The organism is Prevotella sp. P5-64 (assembly GCF_002251285.1).
GTDB lineage: Bacteria > Bacteroidota > Bacteroidia > Bacteroidales > Bacteroidaceae > Prevotella.
In genome coordinates this window covers 152,630-175,877 of record NZ_NPJK01000076.1, presented here as the reverse complement: position 1 = coordinate 175,877, position 23,248 = coordinate 152,630, and the positions used below count along the sequence as shown (strand labels likewise).

At 40.2% G+C, this 23,248-nt stretch carries 21 protein-coding genes; 15 read left to right on the top strand and 6 right to left on the bottom strand.

Features of this window, described 5'->3' with window-relative positions; translation table 11 throughout:
- Window positions 1-450 precede the first annotated feature (450 nt).
- From CIK87_RS13785 to CIK87_RS13760, 6 genes are all read right to left on the bottom strand, one after another.
- Window positions 451-1,536 carry a hypothetical protein gene (locus CIK87_RS13785; protein WP_094387642.1) on the bottom strand — a complete coding sequence of 362 codons (1,086 nt, stop codon included), beginning with the start codon at window positions 1,534-1,536 and terminating at the stop codon, window positions 451-453.
- A 17-nt stretch (window positions 1,537-1,553) separates the two neighbouring features.
- The gene (locus tag CIK87_RS13780) at window positions 1,554-2,741 is read right to left on the bottom strand and encodes an ATP-binding protein (protein ID WP_094387641.1); all 1,188 of its coding nucleotides are present in this window, start codon (window positions 2,739-2,741) and stop codon (window positions 1,554-1,556) included.
- Between the two features lie 978 nt (window positions 2,742-3,719).
- Window positions 3,720-4,703 carry a zinc ribbon domain-containing protein gene (locus CIK87_RS13775; RefSeq protein WP_094387640.1) on the bottom strand — a complete coding sequence of 328 codons (984 nt, stop codon included), beginning with the start codon at window positions 4,701-4,703 and terminating at the stop codon, window positions 3,720-3,722.
- 41 nt (window positions 4,704-4,744) lie between these two features.
- Entirely contained in the window at window positions 4,745-5,623 is an 879-nt protein-coding gene (locus CIK87_RS13770) for a zinc-ribbon domain-containing protein (protein ID WP_094387639.1), read from the bottom strand.
- A gap of 12 nt (window positions 5,624-5,635) precedes the next feature.
- Window positions 5,636-6,553, bottom strand: a complete 918-nt coding sequence (locus CIK87_RS13765) for a hypothetical protein (RefSeq protein WP_094387638.1) — start codon at window positions 6,551-6,553, stop codon at window positions 5,636-5,638.
- A 1-nt stretch (window position 6,554) separates the two neighbouring features.
- Window positions 6,555-6,881, bottom strand: coding sequence for a zinc ribbon domain-containing protein (locus CIK87_RS13760; protein WP_094387637.1), 327 nt, complete (start codon window positions 6,879-6,881; stop codon window positions 6,555-6,557).
- An 858-nt stretch (window positions 6,882-7,739) separates the two neighbouring features.
- On the opposite strand from CIK87_RS13760, the gene CIK87_RS13750 reads away from it, so the two are divergent.
- The 15 genes from CIK87_RS13750 (at window position 7,740) to CIK87_RS13675 (ending at window position 23,235) form a co-directional block, all read left to right on the top strand.
- A complete protein-coding gene (locus tag CIK87_RS13750; protein ID WP_094387657.1) occupies window positions 7,740-9,239 on the top strand; it encodes a phage integrase SAM-like domain-containing protein in 1,500 nt (499 codons plus the stop codon).
- 49 nt (window positions 9,240-9,288) lie between these two features.
- A complete protein-coding gene (locus CIK87_RS13745) occupies window positions 9,289-10,485 on the top strand; it encodes a YhcG family protein (protein ID WP_254046569.1) in 1,197 nt (398 codons plus the stop codon).
- Between the two features lie 59 nt (window positions 10,486-10,544).
- Entirely contained in the window at window positions 10,545-11,945 is a 1,401-nt protein-coding gene (locus CIK87_RS13740; protein WP_094387636.1) for a DUF6043 family protein, read from the top strand.
- A 229-nt stretch (window positions 11,946-12,174) separates the two neighbouring features.
- Entirely contained in the window at window positions 12,175-12,462 is a 288-nt protein-coding gene (locus CIK87_RS13735; protein ID WP_094387635.1) for an AlpA family transcriptional regulator, read from the top strand.
- The gene (locus CIK87_RS13730) at window positions 12,443-13,231 is read left to right on the top strand and encodes a hypothetical protein (RefSeq protein WP_094387634.1); all 789 of its coding nucleotides are present in this window, start codon (window positions 12,443-12,445) and stop codon (window positions 13,229-13,231) included. Before CIK87_RS13735 ends, CIK87_RS13730 begins: the two co-directional genes overlap by 20 nt.
- A 7-nt stretch (window positions 13,232-13,238) precedes the next feature.
- A complete protein-coding gene (locus CIK87_RS13725) occupies window positions 13,239-13,817 on the top strand; it encodes a hypothetical protein (RefSeq protein WP_094387633.1) in 579 nt (192 codons plus the stop codon).
- 450 nt (window positions 13,818-14,267) lie between these two features.
- Entirely contained in the window at window positions 14,268-14,627 is a 360-nt protein-coding gene (locus CIK87_RS13715; protein WP_144008239.1) for a hypothetical protein, read from the top strand.
- 308 nt (window positions 14,628-14,935) lie between these two features.
- Window positions 14,936-15,400 (top strand): hypothetical protein, encoded by a 465-nt coding sequence (locus CIK87_RS13710; protein WP_094387630.1) that lies wholly within the window; start codon window positions 14,936-14,938, stop codon window positions 15,398-15,400.
- Window positions 15,397-16,401, top strand: a complete 1,005-nt coding sequence (locus CIK87_RS13705) for a relaxase/mobilization nuclease domain-containing protein (protein WP_094387629.1) — start codon at window positions 15,397-15,399, stop codon at window positions 16,399-16,401. Before CIK87_RS13710 ends, CIK87_RS13705 begins: the two co-directional genes overlap by 4 nt.
- 113 nt (window positions 16,402-16,514) lie before the next feature.
- A complete protein-coding gene (locus CIK87_RS13700; RefSeq protein ID WP_094387628.1) occupies window positions 16,515-17,357 on the top strand; it encodes a hypothetical protein in 843 nt (280 codons plus the stop codon).
- A gap of 36 nt (window positions 17,358-17,393) precedes the next feature.
- Window positions 17,394-18,047 carry a ParA family protein gene (locus CIK87_RS13695; RefSeq protein WP_094387627.1) on the top strand — a complete coding sequence of 218 codons (654 nt, stop codon included), beginning with the start codon at window positions 17,394-17,396 and terminating at the stop codon, window positions 18,045-18,047.
- Between the two features lie 4 nt (window positions 18,048-18,051).
- The gene (locus CIK87_RS13690) at window positions 18,052-18,462 is read left to right on the top strand and encodes a hypothetical protein (protein ID WP_094387626.1); all 411 of its coding nucleotides are present in this window, start codon (window positions 18,052-18,054) and stop codon (window positions 18,460-18,462) included.
- A gap of 543 nt (window positions 18,463-19,005) precedes the next feature.
- Window positions 19,006-19,230 carry a helix-turn-helix transcriptional regulator gene (locus CIK87_RS13685; protein WP_094387625.1) on the top strand — a complete coding sequence of 75 codons (225 nt, stop codon included), beginning with the start codon at window positions 19,006-19,008 and terminating at the stop codon, window positions 19,228-19,230.
- A gap of 22 nt (window positions 19,231-19,252) precedes the next feature.
- Window positions 19,253-21,109: a DNA adenine methylase gene (locus tag CIK87_RS13680; RefSeq protein ID WP_094387624.1), complete on the top strand. Its 1,857-nt coding sequence runs from the start codon at window positions 19,253-19,255 to the stop codon at window positions 21,107-21,109.
- Complete coding sequence (locus CIK87_RS13675; protein ID WP_094387623.1) at window positions 21,109-23,235, top strand: McrB family protein; 2,127 nt, start codon at window positions 21,109-21,111, stop codon at window positions 23,233-23,235. The genes CIK87_RS13680 and CIK87_RS13675 overlap by 1 nt, the downstream gene beginning before the upstream one ends.
- Window positions 23,236-23,248: the final 13 nt, after the last annotated feature.

Here is a 23,248-nt window from a genome sequence, read left to right as displayed (position 1 = left end):
AACTTCATTTGGACTTTACAATTCTGCATTTTGCCATCCATATTGTTTGGAGGGCAAATGTAATATGCACCTGTCGGAAATCTGGCATAGCAAGAAAAACGACTGTCGCTTATCCCGAACTCAGGTTATATGGGAAAAATTAAAGGATTTCTCTTTGCCGTACGACACAGAGAAATCCTAATGACCGATTTGGGTTTATGTATTTATTGTAAGTCTTATTTGTCACCGCAACATTTGTCTTGTTCTTTCCTTTTCCTGTAACTGTTGATTTATCCGCAGCCTCAGCATACGGAGGGTTAATGTACACGACAAGTTTACGACGCCTTTCAGGGTCGTTGATAATGTCTTGTAATGACTGAGGAAGTTTGTCGAAAGAGTCATTGAGGAAGTCAAACTGGAATACATGGCTGTCGAGCAAATCGAGACTTTTCTCCTTGATACGCTCATGCATTACTTGTACATCTGCATTGTCAAGTGTAGAGGCATGACACGATACTTCTCTGTAAGTCCGAAGAGCAGGTTACCTGTACCTGCGCAACAATCCCACACATAATATTCTTTTTGCCAATCTTCTCCTAATTCCATTGCTAAGTATTCTTGTGACTTTTGTACCCACTGTGGAGGAGTGAAGAAAGCACCTTGGTAACGACGGAGGTCTTGCGGAATAAGTAAGTCACGACGTTTGAGTATCAAGTCAAGATACTCTTTTCTTGGTGGACGTACATACTTGTTCCAAAACTGATTGTATGCAGCCTTTCCGTCGTTGAATGTCGCTTCGCTAAATAGTTGTGTTGCACCTTTCAATATATCTTGTAAGATGCGGTATTTGTCACCACGGAGAACTACGGCAAGTTCTTCTCGTAATGTGTAATCATTACGAGATATGAGGTCTGCATAAAAGAAATCTACGATGCTTGTCTTTGGTACATCATCCCAGTTGACCGCAATGGAGGGTTTTACTTCTTCTACCCATCTTTGGAATACAAAGATGAAGTTATTCTTTGTTATATTGATACCATTAGTACGCTGCTTCCCCAACTTGAAATTTGATCGAATGAATTTTCTTAGCTCCTTTTCATCTTTATGTAGGTAGAAGCGTCTAATCTCCTTTTTGAGTTTCTCTTGCAGCAAGTCGTAGAGCATGTGAAACTCTTTGGTGCTATGGTTGGAGGGAGTGACATTCCAGTTGAAGTCATTCTGATAGAATACACTTACAATGTGGTGATATTCGATAAAGGCAATCTTTTCTTCATCGAAGGCTCCAAGATAGCGAGGTGGTAAGTATGATTCGTGTGTATGGGCTTTACCTATGGTAATGATGAGTTGCACGAAAGATGCATAGATGTCTTCCGTGTTTCCTGCTTTAGCTTCTGCCCATAAGAAATATTCTTGGTCGGATAGCTCGTCCTCACTTGATTTTTTTGTTGTTACAGCAAAGTCTATGTCGCCCAAGATAGGTGTCGCATCATAGTCTTGAAAGAATTCTTGGCGAATTTTATTCTTTACTTCCTCTTCACGTATTTTATTTGTTGCCATAATTATTTGTCATTAAGTTATTCAAATAGTTTTCTTAGATCCATGTTCAAGAAAACTTCTGGTGAGATACCTTTCTCGCCTACGATAAATATTGCCGACGGATGGAATAGATTGCGAAAACGCTCTAAGCCCGTGGTATAAGCCTCTCCATTACTTTTTACTTCTATAGCTATGAATTTCTGATTCTTCTTGAGAATGAAGTCAACTTCGTCGTTGCCTTCTCGCCAGTAGAACACTTCAAAACGATGGGTAAAAGCTTCGCTTAATATGTAGGCTCCTATGGCGGATTCAAAGAATTGACCCCATTGCTTACTATCAGAAACGGCTTCTTGAAATGTTAAATCTAATTGAGCACTCAATAAGGCATTGTTGTATACTTGGTATTTAGGAATACTGGCACGTTTGCGGGCTACATCTATAGAGAATTTCTGTAGTCCCGTGACAAGTCCGCTATCGCTCAAAAGATTTAGATAGCCTGCCAATGTAACTGTGTTGCCAGCATCTTGTAAGACTCCCAGCATTTTTGTTAGAGAAAGTATCTTACCCGAATAAGCTACGCTCAATTCGAAAGTTTGACGAAGCAGAGCAGGCTTCCCTATTGGAGAATCCATCAAGATGTCCTTGTTTATAGTAGCATCAATGATGGCTCCGCTAACATAGTTCTTCCAACGTTCTTCGTCACCAATAAGCATGGCAGCTCCTGGGTAGCCTCCAAAATAGATGTATTGTTCAAGAGTCATTCCAAAGGCTTCTTTCATTTCTGGATAGCTCCAATGGCTCATTCTGATTTCCTCATATCGTCCCATGAGAGATTCTGCCAATCCTTTTTCTAATAACACCCTTGATGACCCTAATAATGCCACTTTGATGTTGATGTGATTTATACTATCAACGTCCCATTCTTTCTTTACATATTCACTCCAGTTTTTAAGTTTTTGTATCTCGTCAATAACCAAGATCATTTCTTCAAGTCCTTGTGTGCGCATTTGAAGACGCGCATTATTCCAGCAATCGCTAATCCAAGTGGAAGATGTTGAAGGTATGGTGTCGGCAGAATAGAAAAGAAACGGTTTACTTAAATCATCCAATACTTGCTTGATAACGGTAGATTTTCCAATCTGTCGTGGTCCCATGATTACTTGGATGAACATTCTTTGTTCACCTAATCTCTTGATGATGGTATCATATATCTTTCTTTTGTACATGATCTGTTGCTTATAGATGATAATGTGATATGTATAGTCTTATTATATTAATTGGGGCTTTTCAAGCTGTTTTACTCAGCATAATGAATAATTTTACTCAGTCGACTGAGCAATTCTACTCAACGGACTGAGTAAAATTTCATCTTTCGATGGCAAATATAGAACTTTTAGCTGAAATAACCGCATCTGGCATGAATATTTTACATTATTTTACAAAAGTATTCTTTGGAATTACTCATTAAAACCCAAACAAAATCCACTCTCCTAAAAATAAAAATCCAAGCAAGCCCTAATGACCGATTCGGGATAAATATAGCTGTAGAATAGTAAATAACCTGAGTTTGGGATAAGTGACAGTCGTTTTCCTTGCTATGTCAGTTTTCCGACAGATGTATATTACATTTACCCTCCAAACAATATGGATGGCCAAATGCAGAATTGTAAAGTCCAAATAAAGTTTACTTTTATTGCTGTTCTGTAAAACAAGCCCGGAGTCCCATTTTCAGAGGACTTCGGGCGGGGGATCTGTGCTTTTTAGAATTTTAGCGGACAGCAATAAATAAGGAAATTCTCGTCCGCCATTTCTATGACATGTCTAATATGATGCCAAAAATGAAGGAGTGTGGTTATCAAATGGTTGGGAGAAGGCTTTGCTTTGGATGTTCTTGCCGTGTTTCCTTTATACCGTCATTTCGATTGTATAATTTGTCACTTCGTGAATAGATAAATAAGTGGAGGATGGGCGATTTGAAGTCGCCTCATCCTTGCCTTTTGAGGGCACTGAAAAAGTCCCCTTTTTTTATGACCAAAACGGAAAATGCTTACGATTTGTAACTTCTCTTTCTGCAAATCGCCTAAAATAAGGCTAAAATAGACAGATAATAAAGGGTAAAACAGCTATTTCTCCGTCATCAACTTTCAATTTGATAGTGGGTTTTAGTTTTTCAGTGCCCTCCCTTTTGAAGGTATTTTAAATATCTATTCATACACTTGTTCCAATCTCTCTTTTGCCTTTTCATTGCCGTTCTTTAAAGCCTTTGCCCACCATTCTTTTGCTAAACTTATTCTTCGGTTTGGCTTGACTTCAATAAAGATGGCATTTCCCTTTATGGAATCTGTTACAACTCGAAAACAGACTTCGCCATCTCTAAACATATCTCCATAGTTAAGTTGAGCATAAGGATCACCCTGCTCTGCAGCCTTTCTTATTAATTCTGTTGCTTTAACATAATTTCGTTCCACTCCAGCCCCTTTTCTATACGCATTTCCAAGGTTGTTCAATGCCGAACCATGACCTTGATTTGCCGCTAAAGTGTACCAATATGCAGCCCTTTTTAAATCAATTCTTCCACCAAGCATTGTATGAGCATATTTGTCATTTTCGTCCTTAAAATAAGGTTCTTTTGCATCATAACGGCAACCTGCGTATATCGCTCCCAAAGTAAATTGAGCGTCAGCATTACCTTTTTCTGCAGCATTTCGTAATATTACAAGGCCTCTTTCTATATGGTTAAAGTCACATTCTTTCCAACATAATTGATTGTATAGATGCGCATTTTCTGCGGATTCCTTGAAAAGTTCCCTTGCTATCACATTGGCTCTATTTATATCTTTTAGTGCTATAGCTTCACGACGTTTATCCTCTTTAGTCCATTCTGATGCCAAATGTGAGCCATATAGCCAAAAACAAAGTAGTACAATTAACCATATTACAATAAGAACAACGACCAATACTATAATACGTTTTAACCATTTCTTTATATAGTTCCCTGTAGTTCCGTTAGATTTGAACTTTATTGTTGGAATTTTTGAATAGATTTTTTGAAAAAGGCAATACAACGTATTCCATATTGAGTTTGGTTTTGTATTGCCATTTTGTTCCTTGCCACAATAAGTGCAAAATGGCGCATCTTCATCTATGAGTCTGCCACAGTATCGGCAATATACTTGTTTCTTATCCATGACTATTATCTTTTATATTAAGCGGCTGATAAAAATATACATTACAACTCTTTGCCACAATATTTGCAATAAGTGGAGCTATCATAGTCTACTTTCTTACCACAATGTCTACAATATTTGACAACATCCATACTTGGTGTTTCTTCCTTCTTGTTTTGCTCAGTATGAGGCGAACTTGTACGGGCGGACACATCATTAGTAAGTGGTTCTTTGCTTTCTTTATCCGAGCCATTCATATTAAAGTCTTCGTTCTGAGGCATAAATCGCGTATCTTCTTCTGTACCAATATTGGTTTCTGTCTCAAATCTCTCATCCATCATTTTGTGAATGGCAGCAATTCTTTGTTGTTCGGCTATTTGCGTTCTCTGCTCATTCAATCTCTTTGCCTTTATCAACGCATAACCAGACATCAAACAGAAAAGACCTGGTGCGACCAATTCGGTTGCATCAAAATAATGAAAGTTTGTTGCAGTGCAATAAAAAGCATACATTAACAAGCAATAGAAGAATCTACCTACTTTCTTCCACCATTTTCTATCTGACTTTTTGTAAAAGAAGCAATATGCAGCCAAGGCTAAACTTGGGAAAACGTTGGTTATGCCCATAATAGCACGACTCTGTTCTGAAGTAGGATAGCCCCACATAACATATTTGTCAGAAGTTCTAACAATTTGATTGGCACTGTAAGAGAAGTCTATGGTCTGCTCCGGGTATTGCACTTGCGTTAGCCAGAATATGCCCATAGCAAGACACGAGATGCCTAACAGAACATTTATTCCACCAAGGATTTTTAATATAATGTGTTTCTGTGGTGATGTTTCCACAGAGTTACAACTTGCCATCTTCATCATTGTGTAGATATAAGCTACACCGAAGACAACGATAAGCAATAGACGACTGATAAATTGATCTTGTAGCATATTCTTATGTTTTTAATTGATTGATAATAATTCCTGTGGCACTTTACAATGGTTTCTAAGTATAGTGTAGGGCATTTCTATAGAGATTTGCTCATTTGATTTGCTTTCCCGATAGACCAACACCATATTTGAATGGGATATTGCGAGCATACCGATGAATTCCAGTACATCCTTGTCTTGGACGACTTCTTGGACGAGTGCATCCATATAACCCAAATCATCCTCTCTGTCTTTTAGTCTTTTTATGTCTTTCGCACCTTCTTCATTGACCTTATATTCAAAAAGGAGATTATTTCCTTCGTACTTTATCGATTGTAACAAGCAACTCTCGTCTTTTACATCTCCAACAATACTATTTATCGCCACTGTTGTTGCTTTTGGGGAGTCACTTGCTGAGACTGGTAATTTCAGATTGGCAATTTTAATCTGCATATCAATGACCTTCTTCAAAGCTGTTGTCGGAGACAACTTGCAAGAATCAACAAATGTGCTAAGTTCTTTGCCTGTAATATTCCATGACATGGATTTCTTATTCTCCATTGAGATCTTGAAACAGATGTTCAAACCTTTAGTCTCCAAACTATGTGCAAAAGTATTTCCCAAGTTTCTTTGCCCATTCATTTCTATAAAGGAGTATTTCAGCATATCCTTGAATTCATCATAGTTATCTGAGTATACTTGCATAATTCTGTCGTCACCTTTTACACTGACAGCATATGTTACTGTCTCATCAGCAAACGACACACTATCCAAATAGCCTATCGTTCCTATTTCACGAGGCAAGTCTGTGTTGCATTCAGCGATAATTTGAGACAATTTCATCTTGTCGCTGAATGTCAACTTTGGACGAGGCATATTTAAGGCGATAAAGATGCCTATGAGTGTACATACTATGAGTACGGCGATTATGTACTTGAATAGTTTGTCCATATCACTCAATGCTTACAGTACTACCAGACACGTCAACATTTCCAGAAATGCCCACATCGCCTGATATGTCAACAGTATTGTCAACATCTACATTTCCCGAAACATTTACTGTATTCTTGACACGAACATCTTGCGTTACAGGTATTATCCCCAAGTTTTGAAGAACCAACATCCAAATGCCAACAGCAATAATAACCAAAATGCTTTTTAAGGATAGGTTCTTGAACCAGAACTTTTTATTTGTCCTATTTGCATTGGTTACATTTCCACAATATGGGCAAAAAGCAGAATCATCAGGAATTTCTTTTCCACAGTTTTTACATTTCATATTCCCCAAAACATTCCCATTGGCTCCTTTGGGAGAAAATCAAAGGTTATTGATAGTTTGATATACAAAAATAAGAAACGTGGAGCCAGTTCTGTCGCTCGTTCCACGATTCGTAGGCCTTCGCATTGCCCTGTCAGTCGAAACGAGCAACGCCGAAAGCCCCACGTTAGTGTAAGTATATAATTCACCCTTGTGACAATGAACGGCAGAACCGTCCGAAGCCAATAAGGGCTGTATATAATACACCTCATGAGGCGTTCCCGTTGCTTTGTTTTTGACTGACAAATGAGTTTGCGAAGTTCACGAATCGTCAAAACCAAAGCGTACAGTTACGCCTTATTATATGTATATGTCTACCCAACCTCTGCCCATCGGGGCTTTCGGTATGAGTATAGACATCGCAAAGATAAGGCTTTTGCATGACAATGTATCATGTTTCAATGAGAAATTTATTGGAATGAAGCAAAATTCTTCAATCGCATATTAAAACAAGACACGAGATAACATCTTATGGAATGATGGGGAGTTTCAGAGAATATCACAGCGTAAACACACCTAACTCAAACAGTTTGTTTACGCAGAAGCCAAAAAAACAGCGACCTACGCCGAAACGTAAGTCGCTGTAATAGAAGCGTGGACCAGCCAGGGCTTGAACCTGGGACCTCCAGATTATGAGTCTATTTGCAATATATTTCACAAAATTATAAATAATCATAAAACGCTGATATTCAACGCCTTTTTTATTTTGCAGATTTCAGAAAATTGCCTAACTTTGCATCAGTTTTCATTTCAGAAGGTCACCTGAAGGTCACCAAAAGGTCACCGAGACCTTCAATAAATACGGAGGTTTACGGCAATATGAAGTCACAAAAAGCGGAACAAACCACAAAAGATGCTATAAAGAAGCAGAAATCCAACAAAAGGGGAGACAAGTGCCTTGTCAGATTCACGTCTTCCAACGGTAGTGTATATGGGTCTTTGACTCTTGACATTCGTAAGGCTGGCGATTACAGTCAGCCTATTCCTGTTGCCGTGCGTGTTTGTCATGGAGGACAGAAAGCTTTCCTTAGGCTTGGAAGGGCTTATACTTTGCAAGAGTGGTTGGATATTTGTGAATACGAGAAAACTGGCCGACGTGTCCAGATGGCAGAACGTGACGAGATGAAGAATCAGATGGAGAAGATTCGCCAGCTTATAAACGAATTGATTGACACCAATACCTTCTCGCTTCGCAAACTTCAAGACATATACCAGGGCAAGAAAGACGAGAATACAACCATCTACTCCATCTGGGAAGAGTACATGCAGGGCAAACTCAACGAAGGAAAAGCTGGCTCTGCAAGATGCAACAAGGATGTGTACAGACGCTTTGTCAAGGATATGGGTACCGATGTTGCTTTTGCAGATATTGGTAAGGCTTTTGTGCAGGAATGGGTGAAGCGAATGAAAAAGTCCGGCCTTGGCGTAACAACCATTGCCATCGGTTTGCGTAGCTTCAGAACTATCGTCAATATCTGCATATCAAGAGGACTTGTAAAGGGCGACACAAAGGAAATGTTCAAAGATTCCGGTTACAACAAGTCCCAAAGTCGCAAGCACGAATTTCTTGATACGGCAACCATGCGTATGCTGTATGACTTTTGGAAGAAGGATGAAGCCGTTGATGAAAATGGGCATGAGTTGTATATGCCACGAGAGAAGCAAGCCATCTTCCGTGACCTTGGACTCTTCCTGTTCATGTATCTTGGCGATGGGCAGAACCTTGCCGATACACTCCGCTTGACATATGATGATTGGTACTATTCAACCCACGGAAAGCAGATGCGATTTCTCCGCCACAAGACACGCGACAGAAACGAAAGCGCCAGTGAGGTAATCTTCCCAATAACTCCGGAGCTAAAAGCCATTCTTGACAAGTATGGTAACGAACCTCGCTTGGGTAGAAGAGTGTTCCCGATAATGAGTGATGAGATAACGCCTGAACAGGAAGTGTGGGTTATTCAGAGATACAACCGCTACATTCGGGAACACATGAAGAAAGTCGCTGATATGCTTGGAATGGAGCAAAAGCCTTCACCAACATGGGCAAGACACAGTTTTGCGACCAACCTTAATAATTCTGGCGTAGTTCCTTACAAGTACATAAGCGACAGCATGGGGCATAGTGGCAATGGTGACATCACCTCAAACTATATTGGTGCTTACCCTCTGGCCAAAATGCTGGAGTACAACCACTACTTGCTTAACTCCACCCCTCCAAAAGTAAAGACAAAGAAGGTAGACAACAAGCAACTGATTGAAATGCTGATGGGGTTGAGCGAGGAAGAGAAGAAAGCAATAGTCGCTGCTTTGTCGTAATGACACACATAGTGGCGAATAGCACCATAATTTAATGAATTATACAATCATGGCTAACGAATCTACAACATACCACCACGATGGCATGGAACTGCCTGTCGAGGATTGGAGTCAGAATACCCATTCTTTTGATGAACTGACCAAGATCATTCGAGATACACATGATGCAGCCCAAACCACTGCAGTCAAAGCGATAAACCGTATGCAGACAATGCGGAACTGGCTATATGGCTATTACATTATTGAATTTGAACAACATGGTAAAGATCGGGCTGAGTACGGAACTCAATTGTTGAAGAGACTGGAAGAAAGAGTGAACAGGAAAGGACTGACAGAAACCCTTTTCAAGAATTCAAGAAAGTTTTACCGACTTTATCCTCAAATGGTTGAGAACATCATTGGTGTAATAAGTCCGACAGTGTCGGACAAATTGTTGGAGTCCAAAGATGCATCAGGGTTGTGCGATACTCAAATGACCGAAAATGAACACGTAGAAAAAAGTCCGACAGTGTCGGACGGATTCAGAACGACTGGTCAGATGATTATTTCCAGGCTGTCATTTTCGCATATTGTCGAGATTATGACTGTTGATGATCCACTTGCACGTTACTTCTATGAGCAGGAGTGCATCAAGTGTACATGGTCTGTGCGTGAGTTGCGTCGTCAAATAAGCACCAATCTCTATGTGCGTACAGGTATCAGCAGTAACCCTGAGAAGATGCTCTCGCTCCCTTCTTTACAAGGTCATGACAATAACGAATTACAGATACGCCAGCCATTCACATTTGAGTTCCTTGGTTTGAAGGCGAATGAGGTGGTTGGCGAGAAAGACATTGAGAATGCTCTTATCGACCACCTACAAGACTTTCTCCTTGAACTGGGCAAAGGATTCTGTTTTGAGTCACGCCAGAAGCGCATTATCATTGATGACGAGTATTATTACCCAGACTTGGTGTTCTATAATAGAATCCTGCATTGTGGCGTAATTATAGAACTGAAGGACGAGGAGTTCTCACATCAGAACCTTGGTCAGCTCAATGCCTACGTTTCTCATTACAAGGAGCACGAGATGCAACCTGGCGACAATCCTCCTATTGGCATTCTTCTATGTACAAGAAAAGGCAAGAAGATGGTGGAATACGCTCTCGCCGGCATGGACAACCAACTCTTTGTATCAACCTACATGCTTCAGTTGCCAGACAAGAAAACGCTTGAAGACTTCCTGTTAAAACAGTTGGAAAAGTAAGTGGTCGAGATTATATCTTGGCTATAAACAGCTATATAAATCTACACATCTTATTATATATGGAAGAAGGAAACGCAGAAATAACTCCAGTAGATAAGGAGGTTTTATCCACATGGTTAGCAAATAACCATGAAGAGTATGCAGAGTTCAAGGAGTTGTGTCATGCACTTGCTACCGAAACTGACATAACCAAAATATCCAAGACATTTGATGTTGACATGGAATCGCTAATAAATCTCTTGACTGTTTTTATGTGTCTGCAAGAGGAAAACATGACCATTAATGAGTTATACACAGAAGCCATAGCAGAAAACGATGGCTTTTTGTATGCCCTTTGTTGTTATTTGTATTTTGATAATGGACAGGAACAGGCATTCAAAAGCATAGAGATACGCAAAGATGTATTACGGAGGTTTGGCATGTTGGAGATGGTGGAGAGTATAGTGGAGCAAAAGGAGGTGGAGGAGAAAGAAGAACTTTCAACCATTGAGAAGGACTTGAACCTTCTGACCCTACGACGTTGGCATTATGACCATCCCCAAAAGTATGCGGAGTTCATTGACAGTGTGGATAGGGCTGGTGATGGTGACATGACTTTTGCTACAAAAGGATTCAATAGTCTGATGGACATATTATCACTTGGAGGTGTCAAGGATATGATGGCACTAATATCATGCTTTGTACCTGGTACCGATGGATACACGAAGAGCATGGTGTCATCGGAAAACCTGTCATTCCATGACAAACTGGGTAGTATTTTGGACTCGTCTTTGAATAATGAGGCAACCAGGCAGAAAATCCTGAGCAATAATCCACATTTTAATAGCACCCTTTACTGGTTGGCTTTTGATAACGGCTTTTCAAATGCGGTTGAAATCATTTCAAAGAATCTTTTGAGTGATGGCAATCTTGGCTTTATAAAGACGCTTGGAATAGAGGCAATACAAAGTCTGGTATATGCAAGTTTTGAGAAGGCAGGATATACAAAAGGCCAATGGAAGAATATAGAGAAGGGCCCTACAAAAAAAATTGTAGCCTCTGCTCTTATGGACTTGAAAGGCAGAAGGGGACGCAGAGACACCTGTCTGCTTCTTGAAGAAATGATATGCCCAGAATATCGTGACCAGATAATCATGGAGATGGATAAGATTATAGCAGAAGATAAACAGTTTAATGATACAGATTCCATCTTTGCGTACATCTTTGCGGCTTTGGACAAATGCCAACTGCTCAATGACAAGTATTCCTATCGCAGCTACCATAATGCTTTGAGAGAAAAGTTTCCTCAGTATGTGATAAAGATGGGCTTTGATCATGCAGAGGCATTGTATCACGCCTTGACAAATAGAAAAGACTATAACATTAGTATAACGGGTAAACAGATTAAGCAAGCAGAGAAGCACGTGCGTGATATAGTTGTTCGTTTCCGAATGCTTATGTCACCTGACATTATTCAATAGTGCTACAGATGTAGCGGTTTTCATTAATCTACTTTTATTTCCCTTTCGTTTTGAATGATGGCAAAACGGAGGGGATTTCTAGTTTTTATCCGGATGTTTTGAGGACAAGTGTTAAATATTCTCCTCTTTTTGTTAATATCACCTCGGCAGAAATCGTAGTATTTTTTGCCGAGGTTTTATGTTTTGCAATCTCACTAATTTTGCAGCAGAAATCAAAACATAGAACTATATGACAGGAAATTTTATAATGTTACAGGATGGCGAGCTTAAAGCCTTCATAACAGAAATTGTACAAGAGATCTTAAACGGACAAAAGCCCGTAGAACAGGCATCGCTTGAAGAAGAGTATTACACACGTGACCAGGTATGTGACCATCTACATGTTTCCACCACCAAACTCTGGCGTATGGAGAAAGATGGTGACATCGCTGCTTATAAACTTGGACGACGTAGCTTGTATTCAAAGAAGGCTGTTGATGAACTTATCAAGTCCAAGAATGTTAACGCTAAAAAATAACAAAGAAGAGTTTATGAACATGTTTAATTTGGTAGCAAGGTTCTGGCGCATGGCAGAAGATTCAGGTGCTACCACCAGCGAAGCTGCGCTATACTTCTACTTGCTTAACAGAGCCAACACGCAGATGTGGCGAATGCCAATACGTTGTCCCACCGCGATAGTCTGTGTCTATCTCAATACAAGCAAACAAAATGTGATGAAGGCACGTGAGGGGTTGAGACGAAAGGGGCTTATAACTTTTACTCCTGGTTCTGGTATTAACGACAATCCACTTTACACTCTAACGGAATCTAATGAACAGTTGTCTGGTCAGATGTCGGGCGAGTTGTCGGACAAGTTGCCGTCTCAATTCTCGGGTCTGTTGTCGGAGTCGTTGTCACCTTTAAAAGACAAAGAAAAAGACAAAGGAAATTCAATAACAAACGCACGTGAGAAAAAAGTTTTGGGATTGGATGATTTGGAAAGAATGTTTCTTGCTGATCAAGATTGGCTAGAATCGGTATTCAGACTTCTTCTATCAAAAGGCATGACGGACGCAAGTATAGAGATGGTGAAGGAAAAAGTCAGTATGTTCTTTCAGTACCTGAGAGCAACTGGGCAGTCAGAAAGAGAAAAGAATGACTGCAAGAATCATTTCGTAAATTGGCTGGTCAAACAGCCGTTAAACAACAAATTCAACAATGGAAGTAACAAGCAAGGACAACATGACAAGCGTAGAGCGGTTGAAGCAACACCTGCTAAGTCTTCGGACTACGAAGGCTCGTTTTAGGCTCGACATGACAGAAGAAATGGCCTACAACTATCTGTTGGCGGCGTGTATGGCCGAGGTTGAGTATCGTCATCGTGAATTTATCTACAACGACGAAGTAAAGTCTCAGTTGAATCAGATGGCGCACTGGCTAACGTCCAATGATTCTAAGTTCGGGGTACTCCTTTGTGGGGAGTGTGGCAACGGTAAGAGTACTATGCTCAAAGCTTTTCAACAACTATTGAATCATTTGGAGATACCAAATCCTGATGACCATAGCAGGTACGGAATACGAATTGTGGATGCCAAATATATTGCCCAGTTGTGCAAGGACGATTATCAAAAGTTTCTGGAACTGGCGAAAACAGATATGCTTGGCATAGACGATTTGGGTACAGAACCTATGGAGGTTTTGGCTTATGGTAACGTCTACACGCCCGTGATTGATTTGCTGACCAAGCGTTACGACGAGCAGCTGTTTACCTTTATAACCACGAATCTTACTCCTCAAAAAATTCGTGAGCATTACAAAGACCGTATAGCAGACCGTCTCAATGAGATGGTTGAGAAAATAATCTACAGTAATGACTCCTATAGAACCATTTAGTCATTAACCAAGCGAACCCCATATACCATCTGGTTTGACAGAGGGATTCGGTGAAGAGGACAATGTGGATTCTGTACACGCTGTTGACAATGTTGCCATTGTGGACAAGGTGGACCGGACAAGTTGGGCTCAGTCATCCATTGGAAAAGTATGCAATGTAAACAAGGAGGACAAAGAAGAAAAGGTTTACAGAAGAGGCATTAACCAATTCTGACAACGGAAGTAAGCAATAGAGTTATAGACTGCCTTTTTGAACTAAAGACAACGGCACAAGGCTCCAAGCCGTTTGGATGGACATTCATCTGTTCAGCCTCACTCTTTTTCCCTTTTGTTAAGTTCTGGTCATTCACTCCCCTCTTAACATGGCAGACAAAAGTCCTCTGTCTGCTTATTATTAACATTAAAAATGTATTTGATATGAATACTAATTCAAACCGAAATGGTAAGCATTTGCCAGTGGTAAGACTCACCAACCACGACATCCAGCGTATTGCTAAGGCTGTCGGTAGCGAGATTGGAAAACAGGTCAATGCAACAATGCGTCAGGACGTAGAGCCTTCTAGCATCTCGTCTGATGAAGCAACTCTTCAGGAGCGTCTGATGAAAATTCACGACCTCCGCATGGAGAACGAGCGTTTGAAAGAGCGTATCGATTCTTGCATGGCACGCATCGCTTCTACTAACGAATCTTGTGCCAGTGATTTTACATCTGGCGAGGATTTCTCCCCTTCTGATGAAGCCCTCAGCATCTTGAACTTTGCTTTTGGCTGTGATGAAAGAACAGGAACTTGGCGTCGTCTCCGTCGCTAAACGAGCAGTCTGTTATCAGAAATAAACGCCTGACGACGGCTCTGCCGAGCTGTATATGTGACTAAGTAGGTAGGGACTGTTTTGAGGGCGGCGAGTTTAGTTTATTGTGCCACAATAAACGCCCCAAATGGATGCCTCCCAAGACAATGAAGAGATTACCTTCAATGAAGTCAAACTCTTTCATTGGCCAGAAGACCACCCATTACTCGTACCCCTCAAAACGATGAAGACTATCCATCTACCAAGGCTGACGGAAAATCTTCTGTCCTTACCTTTTTCTACTAATATATAACAAAAAAGACTATTGCATGTCGAAGTATAAGAACAAGGATCCCGATTCGGGAGAATACGTAAAGAGGTCTGCAGGAAGACCGAAACTGTCCGAAGGTTCTGTTCGCACCATCGTGAAGAAGTTCCGAGTTAACCCGATGGAGAATCTGAATATCCAGACCAGTTTTGGAAAATCTCGTAAGAAGAAAGAAAGTGACTACCTGAGAGACGTGACTCAGTTTGGCAAGATTTTCGCTATTGCCTCACCTGAGGAGCTGCAACTGGGACGTGAGTATGCTGGTGCCCTGAATAACCTGAGCCAGTTTGTTGCCATGGGGCATAAATACGGTATGTCCAAGTTCATCGAAGACCAGGTCATGGAAGTGGTCAGTCTTCTTAAAACAGGACTGGAAAAGCTCTACCATCCACACCGCTTCATAAAGCGTGAGGAACAGGAGGGCGTTCCGATTGTTGAACCTAACGAAGAGGAGATTACATCATGATGGCGAAAATCAAGGATAACATTGCATCCTTTGGCGGACGTGTCAACTATGTCAACAACCCCAAGGAGAAGAACAGCACCATCCTTGCCAGCAATGGATTATTGCTTGAAAGTAATCGCACGATTACTGAGAGTTTCAATTTCCAGGCGGCAGCAAATCCAAGAGTCACGAATCCTTCTGGGCATATTGCCATTGGCTTTGCTCTTCAGGACAAGTCAAAAATGACTGATGAACTTATGACTACCATCTGTCTTGACTATATGGCACGAATGGGTATTACTGAAACTCAGTTTCTTCTTGCCAGACATAGGGACAAAGACCATGACCATGCTCACCTTTTATACAATAGGGTTAACTACGATAGGAAGACTATCAATGCTAATTACTTCAAGAAGAACATGAAGGTGTGTCGTGAACTTAGTCAGAAGTACGGACTTTATATTTCAAGCGGAAACGAGCAGATGAATCTTGATCATCTTCGAGGTAAGGAGAAGCATAGGTACGAACTTATGGCTAAAGTCACCGAGGCCCTGGAGGAAAGCCATAGCTGGGACGACTTCAAGGAGGCTCTTCTTTCTGAGGGTGTCACTTTTGAGTTCCGCTTTGACAAGGTGATTGGCGAGCGTGTTGGTATCAGTTTCAAAGATGGCAAGTACAAGTTCAAAGGTTCTGCCCTGGGCAAGGATAAGTTCTCTCTCCCTGCTCTCGACAGATACTTCAAGTACGAGGAAGCCAAGAACAAGGTGTACACAGACGAGTACAACCAACGCTACAGAATTGATCCAGAGTTCCCGGATATACGTCAGTACGAATATGTGGAGAATGAGGATGTAACCCTTGTGGACAAAGTACACACCGATGAACCATTTGACATCAACAATGCGTTTGACTTCTCACAGAAATTCTCTGATTCTGGTTCAAGTTCTGCTGATGAAGGTTCTGGCATTGGTCGCAAAATTGCAGCTGCTGCTCTTGAGCGGCTATGGGTGGAACAGAAATAGCCCAGACTTCTGGCGGTGGCAGTAACAGTTCTTCCGGTGGATGGCGTGATGATGACGATGATAAAGAAGAGAACAAGAACAAGTATAAAAGAAAAGGAAGGAGGTGATTTTATATGGCAAACAACGTAACACAACTACAGCAGACTGTTAACAATCTTGGCGCGATTGTGGTAGCCATCAAGAAAAATGAGGACGACATCCTCAAACGTGTAGAGAAGTTAGAGGGTAACTCCAAGATTATCCATGCGCGTGACGAGAAGCGTGAGATCGAGGATGCAAAGCAAGCGAACAATGGAGTCGATCCTGTTCCTGCCCAAGGGTGCAGTCTGCCCTGCACCAAGGCTGAGTTGATTGAATGGATTCAGTATGCCGTGCATCAGGAGTTCTTCATTCTTGCAGAGAGTATAATACATGAGGCTTACATCGCTTCTCCAGAGGTGACTTATGCCAAGTGGTGCGAGAACAACAAGGATTTATTGGAGAAGATGGCTTCCATGAAGGAGAAGATGGACACCTTGTCTGGGTCTCTTAGAACCAATGACGAGTCCATGAAGCAACTAAGGACTGATGTCGGCAATTATGGTTTTCTGCTGAACAATCACAACGAGAATCATATCCGTACTGATGAGAAGGTTGACTACATGGCTAAGACGTTCAACAACCAAAGCATTCATCGCAAGCTCATGGAGTGGGTTCATCTAAAATGGTACAAGAGTCCTGTTGCATGGACGATTGTATTCATTTATGCGATAACTCTCGTTGTGCTGTGCCTTTATTCTGTTAAGGTTGAGAAACAGAGTACGGCTGCGGCAACACACAACATCATGGATGTATATTTCCGTAACGATTCCATCTACAATTCCACCTATCGACAGATTCATGACATAGTGGAGGACGAAGGTGTGGATGCTGTCATAGAGCGCATGAAGAAGAATCAGAGAATGTTGAAGAAGTGATGTATACTGATTTGTTAACTTTTAATTGATTTCCGTATGGATAATAAGATTATTCTATTCTCAAACCTGAAGGGTGGGGTCGGAAAAAGTTGCCTGTCGGTGCTTTTCTCTACCTACCTTCATGAGCAGGGCATTCCGGTTATGGTGGTTGATGCTGACATTCAGCAGTCAATCTTCCGTCACCGTCAGCGCGAGTTGTCGGAGAACCCGTATGCCGCTCTACCCTGGCAGCTCCAGCCATTCAATTCTGATGACTTGGAAACTGTCAAGTCTGTGATTGAGTCGCTAAAGCAGGTTCCTGCTTGTATCGTCGTTGATTGCCCTGGCAATATCAATGACCGTGCGCTTGGTATGTTCTTTCAGGCTGCAGATGTTGCCGTGACTCCTGTTCGTTATGACAGCGACAATCTGGATGCCACCCAGATATTCGCTGAGGTATTCAAGAGTGTGAGCAAGGCGAGGATGTTCTTCATTCCCAACAGCATTGCAACAGTTGAGGAGCGGAGAAACGAGGTGCAGGAGGCACGTGAGTCCGCCAAGAATCTGCTGGGGCCTTATGGAACGCTGACACCTCGCATCAAGCAAAGCGTTGTTGTGAAGTGCTACAGTACCATACTGCCATTGACCACGTATCAGCGTAATGCCGTGAAGTTTGCATTCGAACCTATCATTGACTATATCAAGAAGTAGGCCTATGTCGGACACAAACAACAATCAGGCATTGGTAGAGTTGCCAAACCTGAGCGATATTGTAAGAAGAAACACAGGTGCTGTTCCTCTGCAGGTTCAGAAACAGCAGGTAGCAGTTACAGAACCTGTTGCAGAAGAGACGAATCAGCTAAAGACTACACCTCCAACAGGTAAAGCTCCTCCAAAGAGGAAAATTCCCAAGGGCTCATCCGACAAATCGTCGGGTCAGCCTTCGGAACACTTTACCTTCATCTGTGATAATGTTATTGTAGACAAGATAAAAGCTATTGCTAGCCGTGAAGGCTTTACCATCCGTCAGGTAATGGAACTTTTTCTCAACCACGGCATTGATGCCTATGAACGCAAGCATGGTTCTGCCATATTTGTAGGTAAAGACATCAAAGACCTCTTGTAGATGAAACCGATTGGCAATAGGCTAAATACTTAGCACCAATCGGTTATATTTTATGAATGTCACACCTAATCACTCATCCTTCCTCTGGAACATCACCCCTGTTCCAAAGTCCAGCACCCACTTGTTCTTGTGCATGAAGTTCGAAGACAACATGCCTGAGACAGGCATGAGGTCATTGCCCTCTGCATTCTTCAAACCATCCATTATATGTTGGCAATTACTGATAACCGTGCTATTCTATTACCATTTGTTTTGTCTTCTCTCATGACTGGGCTTGGTCTTAAGTTAAGCCTCGGGGTAGTCTTAAGTTCTTGCTTGTGGCAAGCGTCTCCTTTGTCACCGAGCGAAGACCGAAAATAGGACAAGGAATAAGGTTAAGAGTATTCCCGCCAAAATAGCATTTTTGTAAATATTGTGCTAAAATTTGAAGTATATTACAAGAATTGGTGTCCTTTTTCAATAAACTGAAGCAATAAAAACGAGTTTCTTTCGTTATTTTAAATGAAAAATCGTAATTTTGTACCCATACAATCATAAAGGACTATGGACAAAGGACAAAAAGAGGTCACTTATATCAACAGATTAAAAGTGGTATTGGCAGAGAAGCATCTGACCAACAAATGGCTTGCAGATAAATTAGGCAAAGACCAAGGCACCGTTTCAAAATGGTGTACCAACAATATGCAACCCAATCTCGAAACGTTGAGAGAGATTGCGTTATGCCTTGATGTCAACGTAACAGATTTGCTTTGGCCAACTAAAGAATAACGAATAAAAGATAGGTGGTTTTATGAGATATTTAGGGTCGAAGGTAAAACTTTTAGACTTTATTCAACAAACAATAACAAAATACGGCATTGTTGGTGATAGTTTCTGTGATTTATTCGCAGGAACAGCTTCTGTGTCTGATTTCTTCAAAGGGCAGTACGATATCATTGCAAATGACTTTATGTATTATTCCTATGTGCTATCAAAAGCCAAACTTCAAAACAATGGTGAACCGAAGTTTGAGAGATTCACGAGAGAATACAAGGCAGATGTCTTTGAATGGTTAAATTCTCAAACCTATATCCCTGATGAAAAATATTTTATTTACGAAAATTATTCACCAATCGGGAATAGATTATTTTTTACTGAGGACAATGCTATAAAAATAGATGGTATTCGTTTTGCAATTGAAGAATTATACGCAAACAATTTTTTATCGGAAAGTGAATACTTTTATCTCAAGGCATCGCTTATAGATTGCGTTACTCGATATTCTAATACGTCAGGAACGTACGAGGCTTTTTTTAAGTTTTGGGAAAGTCGAGCACTCAAAGAATTTACTATAGAACCTATCGAAGTATCAAATTGCCAATTATTAAGACATCATACAATATTTAACAAAAATAGCAACGAACTAATCAGAGAAGTTCGTGGAGATATATTATATCTTGATCCTCCGTATACAGTTACACAGTACGCATCGGCATACAATATCCTTGAAACTATTGCTCGAAACGACAAACCTGCAATAAAAGGAGTTGGTGGAAAACGAGATAAGGGCAGTTGTGTGTCAAATTACTGTTATGCGAAGAAAGCAAAAGATGAGTTTGAGGATCTTTTTAGACAGGCACAGTTCAAACATATATTGATGAGTTATAGTAATCAAGGAGTTGTTCCTCTTGATGAATTAATTGAACTTGCAAGACTTTTTGCAAAGGATGGAACTGTGCATATTGATAATTTAGAGTATCAAGAGTATCAAAATCACCGCTCTAGTAATAAACGCAACGGAGAACGATTGAAAGAAGTTATTATCTATTTTGAGAAAGACTTAAACGTCATAAAGTCTCCACTAAATTATGCTGGAAGTAAGGATAGAATGTATTATGCAATTCAAAAGCATTTTCCTAAGCACATTGACACTTTTGTAGATGTTATGGGAGGAGCTTTTAATATGGGAATTAATGTTGCAGCAACAAGGCAAGTCGTATATAACGACATCAATCCTTATATATATCAAATTGTTAACTGGCTATTATCTACAGACAAAGAACAAATAACTCAAAATGTAGAAAATTGCATCCAACATTATGGTTTAGGCAAGGCCCTTGAAGCTCCATATTTAGCACTTCGCAATTGCTATAATACGACCGAAAGAAATCCATTAAATCTGTTTGTATTACATATGTATTCTTTCCAGAACTACATTAGATTTAACAGTAAACAAGGATTTAATACGCCTATAGGTGTGGCTGGCTATAGTGAGGATCTTAAAAATAGAATATCTCATTTTGTTCCAAGGACACCAAATGTTATACTGTCTAACCTTGATTACAGAGAAGTTGATTACCTGACATATCCACAAGGTACGCTGTTTTATTTTGATCCACCATATCTAATCACAAAGGCCGCATACAATGATGGCAAACGTGGTCTTGACGGATGGTCGAAGGAGCATGAAAAGTTTTTGTATGAAATTTTATCCATGCTCAACTCTCACAACTATCATTTTATCATGTCAAATGTAAAAGAGCATAAAGGAAGAACTAATGTACAGTTAATTGAATGGGCTCATGCCAACAACTTCCGGATTGTTGAAATGGGACTTTCTGGTTGGAGATATGCAAAGAACGAAATAATTGTAACAAATATAGAATAATGGCAACTTTTATATTAACAGAAGAATTTAAAGAAATTCTAAACAAGCAAGAATGCTTGAAGATATTACAGCAAAACGGTTTTGCTGATGCCTCTGCATTCACATCAGAAATAATCAAGAGAGTTAACAAATTTGATTCAACATTAAAATTGGATCATATATGTTATCATAAATTAGAAGATACAGATAAGTATATTGGTGTCATCTTAGATGCTAATCTAAATAAAAAATATAATGTCTGTATTTTGCCTCCACTTTTGAGAACTAGAAGTGGGTTCCTTACACAACAGATTTTTGGCTTTATATCAAATTTAATACTAGCCAATAACAAACCTACTCGTGATTTAGGCGATAAACCTGTTCTTGTTATAAATTGTTGTGAGGAAAATTTGACAAACTCAAAAGTTTGTAATATTATTGGAGCCAAAATTATTGGTTTTAATTATATTGATATCTTCAATAGGGCTGAAGATTTTGGAACTACAGTTAATACTTTAGCTGAACTAGAAAAAACATATAACGATAACGGTAAGGACACTTCACCTGATTATTCCATTAATGATAAAACTCTGTCTATAAATACCTCGAGGCTAAATGATTTTAATTATATTCGGAATGAAGAAGGCAAGAAAACAGGGCTTACGAATCAACCATATTATTTTGCCATAAATACATATCCAGCCGTTATTTTGGCACATAAAGAAGGCTATACAATTGACTTGGACAAATTCAAGAATTGTTATGCAGAAGGAGAAATAAACAATAATAAAAATATTGATGCATTCATTTTCTTTACTGAGAAATTAAAAAAACTGCCTATTAATTACTCTTTAGATGAAATAACGAAACAGGAGCCCTATCTCAATGCTATTCGTACAAAGCCATTCCTACTTCTTGCTGGTATCTCTGGAACAGGCAAGAGCCGAATTGTGCGTGAGTTAGCGTTTAAGTCATGTCCTAAGTACTTGCAAGATAAGGATGGTACAACTCCTGGCAATTACTGCATGATAGAGGTAAAACCAAACTGGCATGATTCAACAGAATTGCTCGGTTATTATAGTAACCTTAGCAAAGGATATCAGTTCAAGAAATTTGTACAGTTTCTCGTGAAAGCAAAGATGAACCCAGAAATTCCATTCTTTGTCTGTCTTGACGAAATGAATCTGGCTCCTGTAGAGCAGTATTTTGCGGAAATTTTAAGCATTCTGGAAACACGTAAGCACCCAAAGAATGGTGCAGGCGAAGTTGACATGAGTGTAATAAAGTCTGGTGTGATTGTTGAAGGTAAACACTTCTCGCAAATTTATCAAAAGGAAATGGGAGGTGTCATTTCTACAGTTGAGAAGAGAATAAGTGATGGTGACTGGTATGCGTCATTCTTCAAAGAGTCTCAAATGTCTGAAGAAGAAAAAGCTATCGTACAAAAAAAGCGATCTGAGTTTACTCTATGCGATGAGGGTCTTACCCTCCCCGACAATGTTATTATCATCGGTACCGTTAATATGGATGATACTACTCATCAGTTCTCGCGCAAGGTGATAGATCGTGCTATGACAATAGAGATGAACGGTGGAAAACTTAAGAATATGTTTGGTGGCAGTAACAATCTCCAATATCTTGAGGAAGAAGAACAGAAGAAATGGCAAGCTGCTTTCAAACAAGAGTACGTGAGTGCTGATGAGGTGTTGGCTGCTCATCCTAATGAAGCAGATGATATAGTTCAAATACTACCGGAAAAGCTGGAAGCAATCAATGTGGCATTGAAAGGTACTCCGTTTGAGGTAAGTTATCGCGTGCTGAACGAGCTGACTATCATGGTTGGTGTTATGCTTGATTACGCTCCTGATAAGGAACTAGAGAAAATCGTAGATAATGCGCTTGATCGCATCCTGCTGATGAAGATTCTCCCTCGTATTGAGGGCGATAGCGACATGTTCAATTTGAAAACAGCACAGACAGTTGGTGGTGTGACCTGTCACAATCGTCTGGAATGGTTAAGAGAATTGGCTCCAAGCATCAATTATTCAGAGGAAGAAGGTAAGGATCATCAGCAAACAGCAAAGAAGAAAATAGAAGAAATGATAGAGCGATTGGAAAACCAAGAGTTCACTCGTTTCTGGCCATAATATACAATAAGGT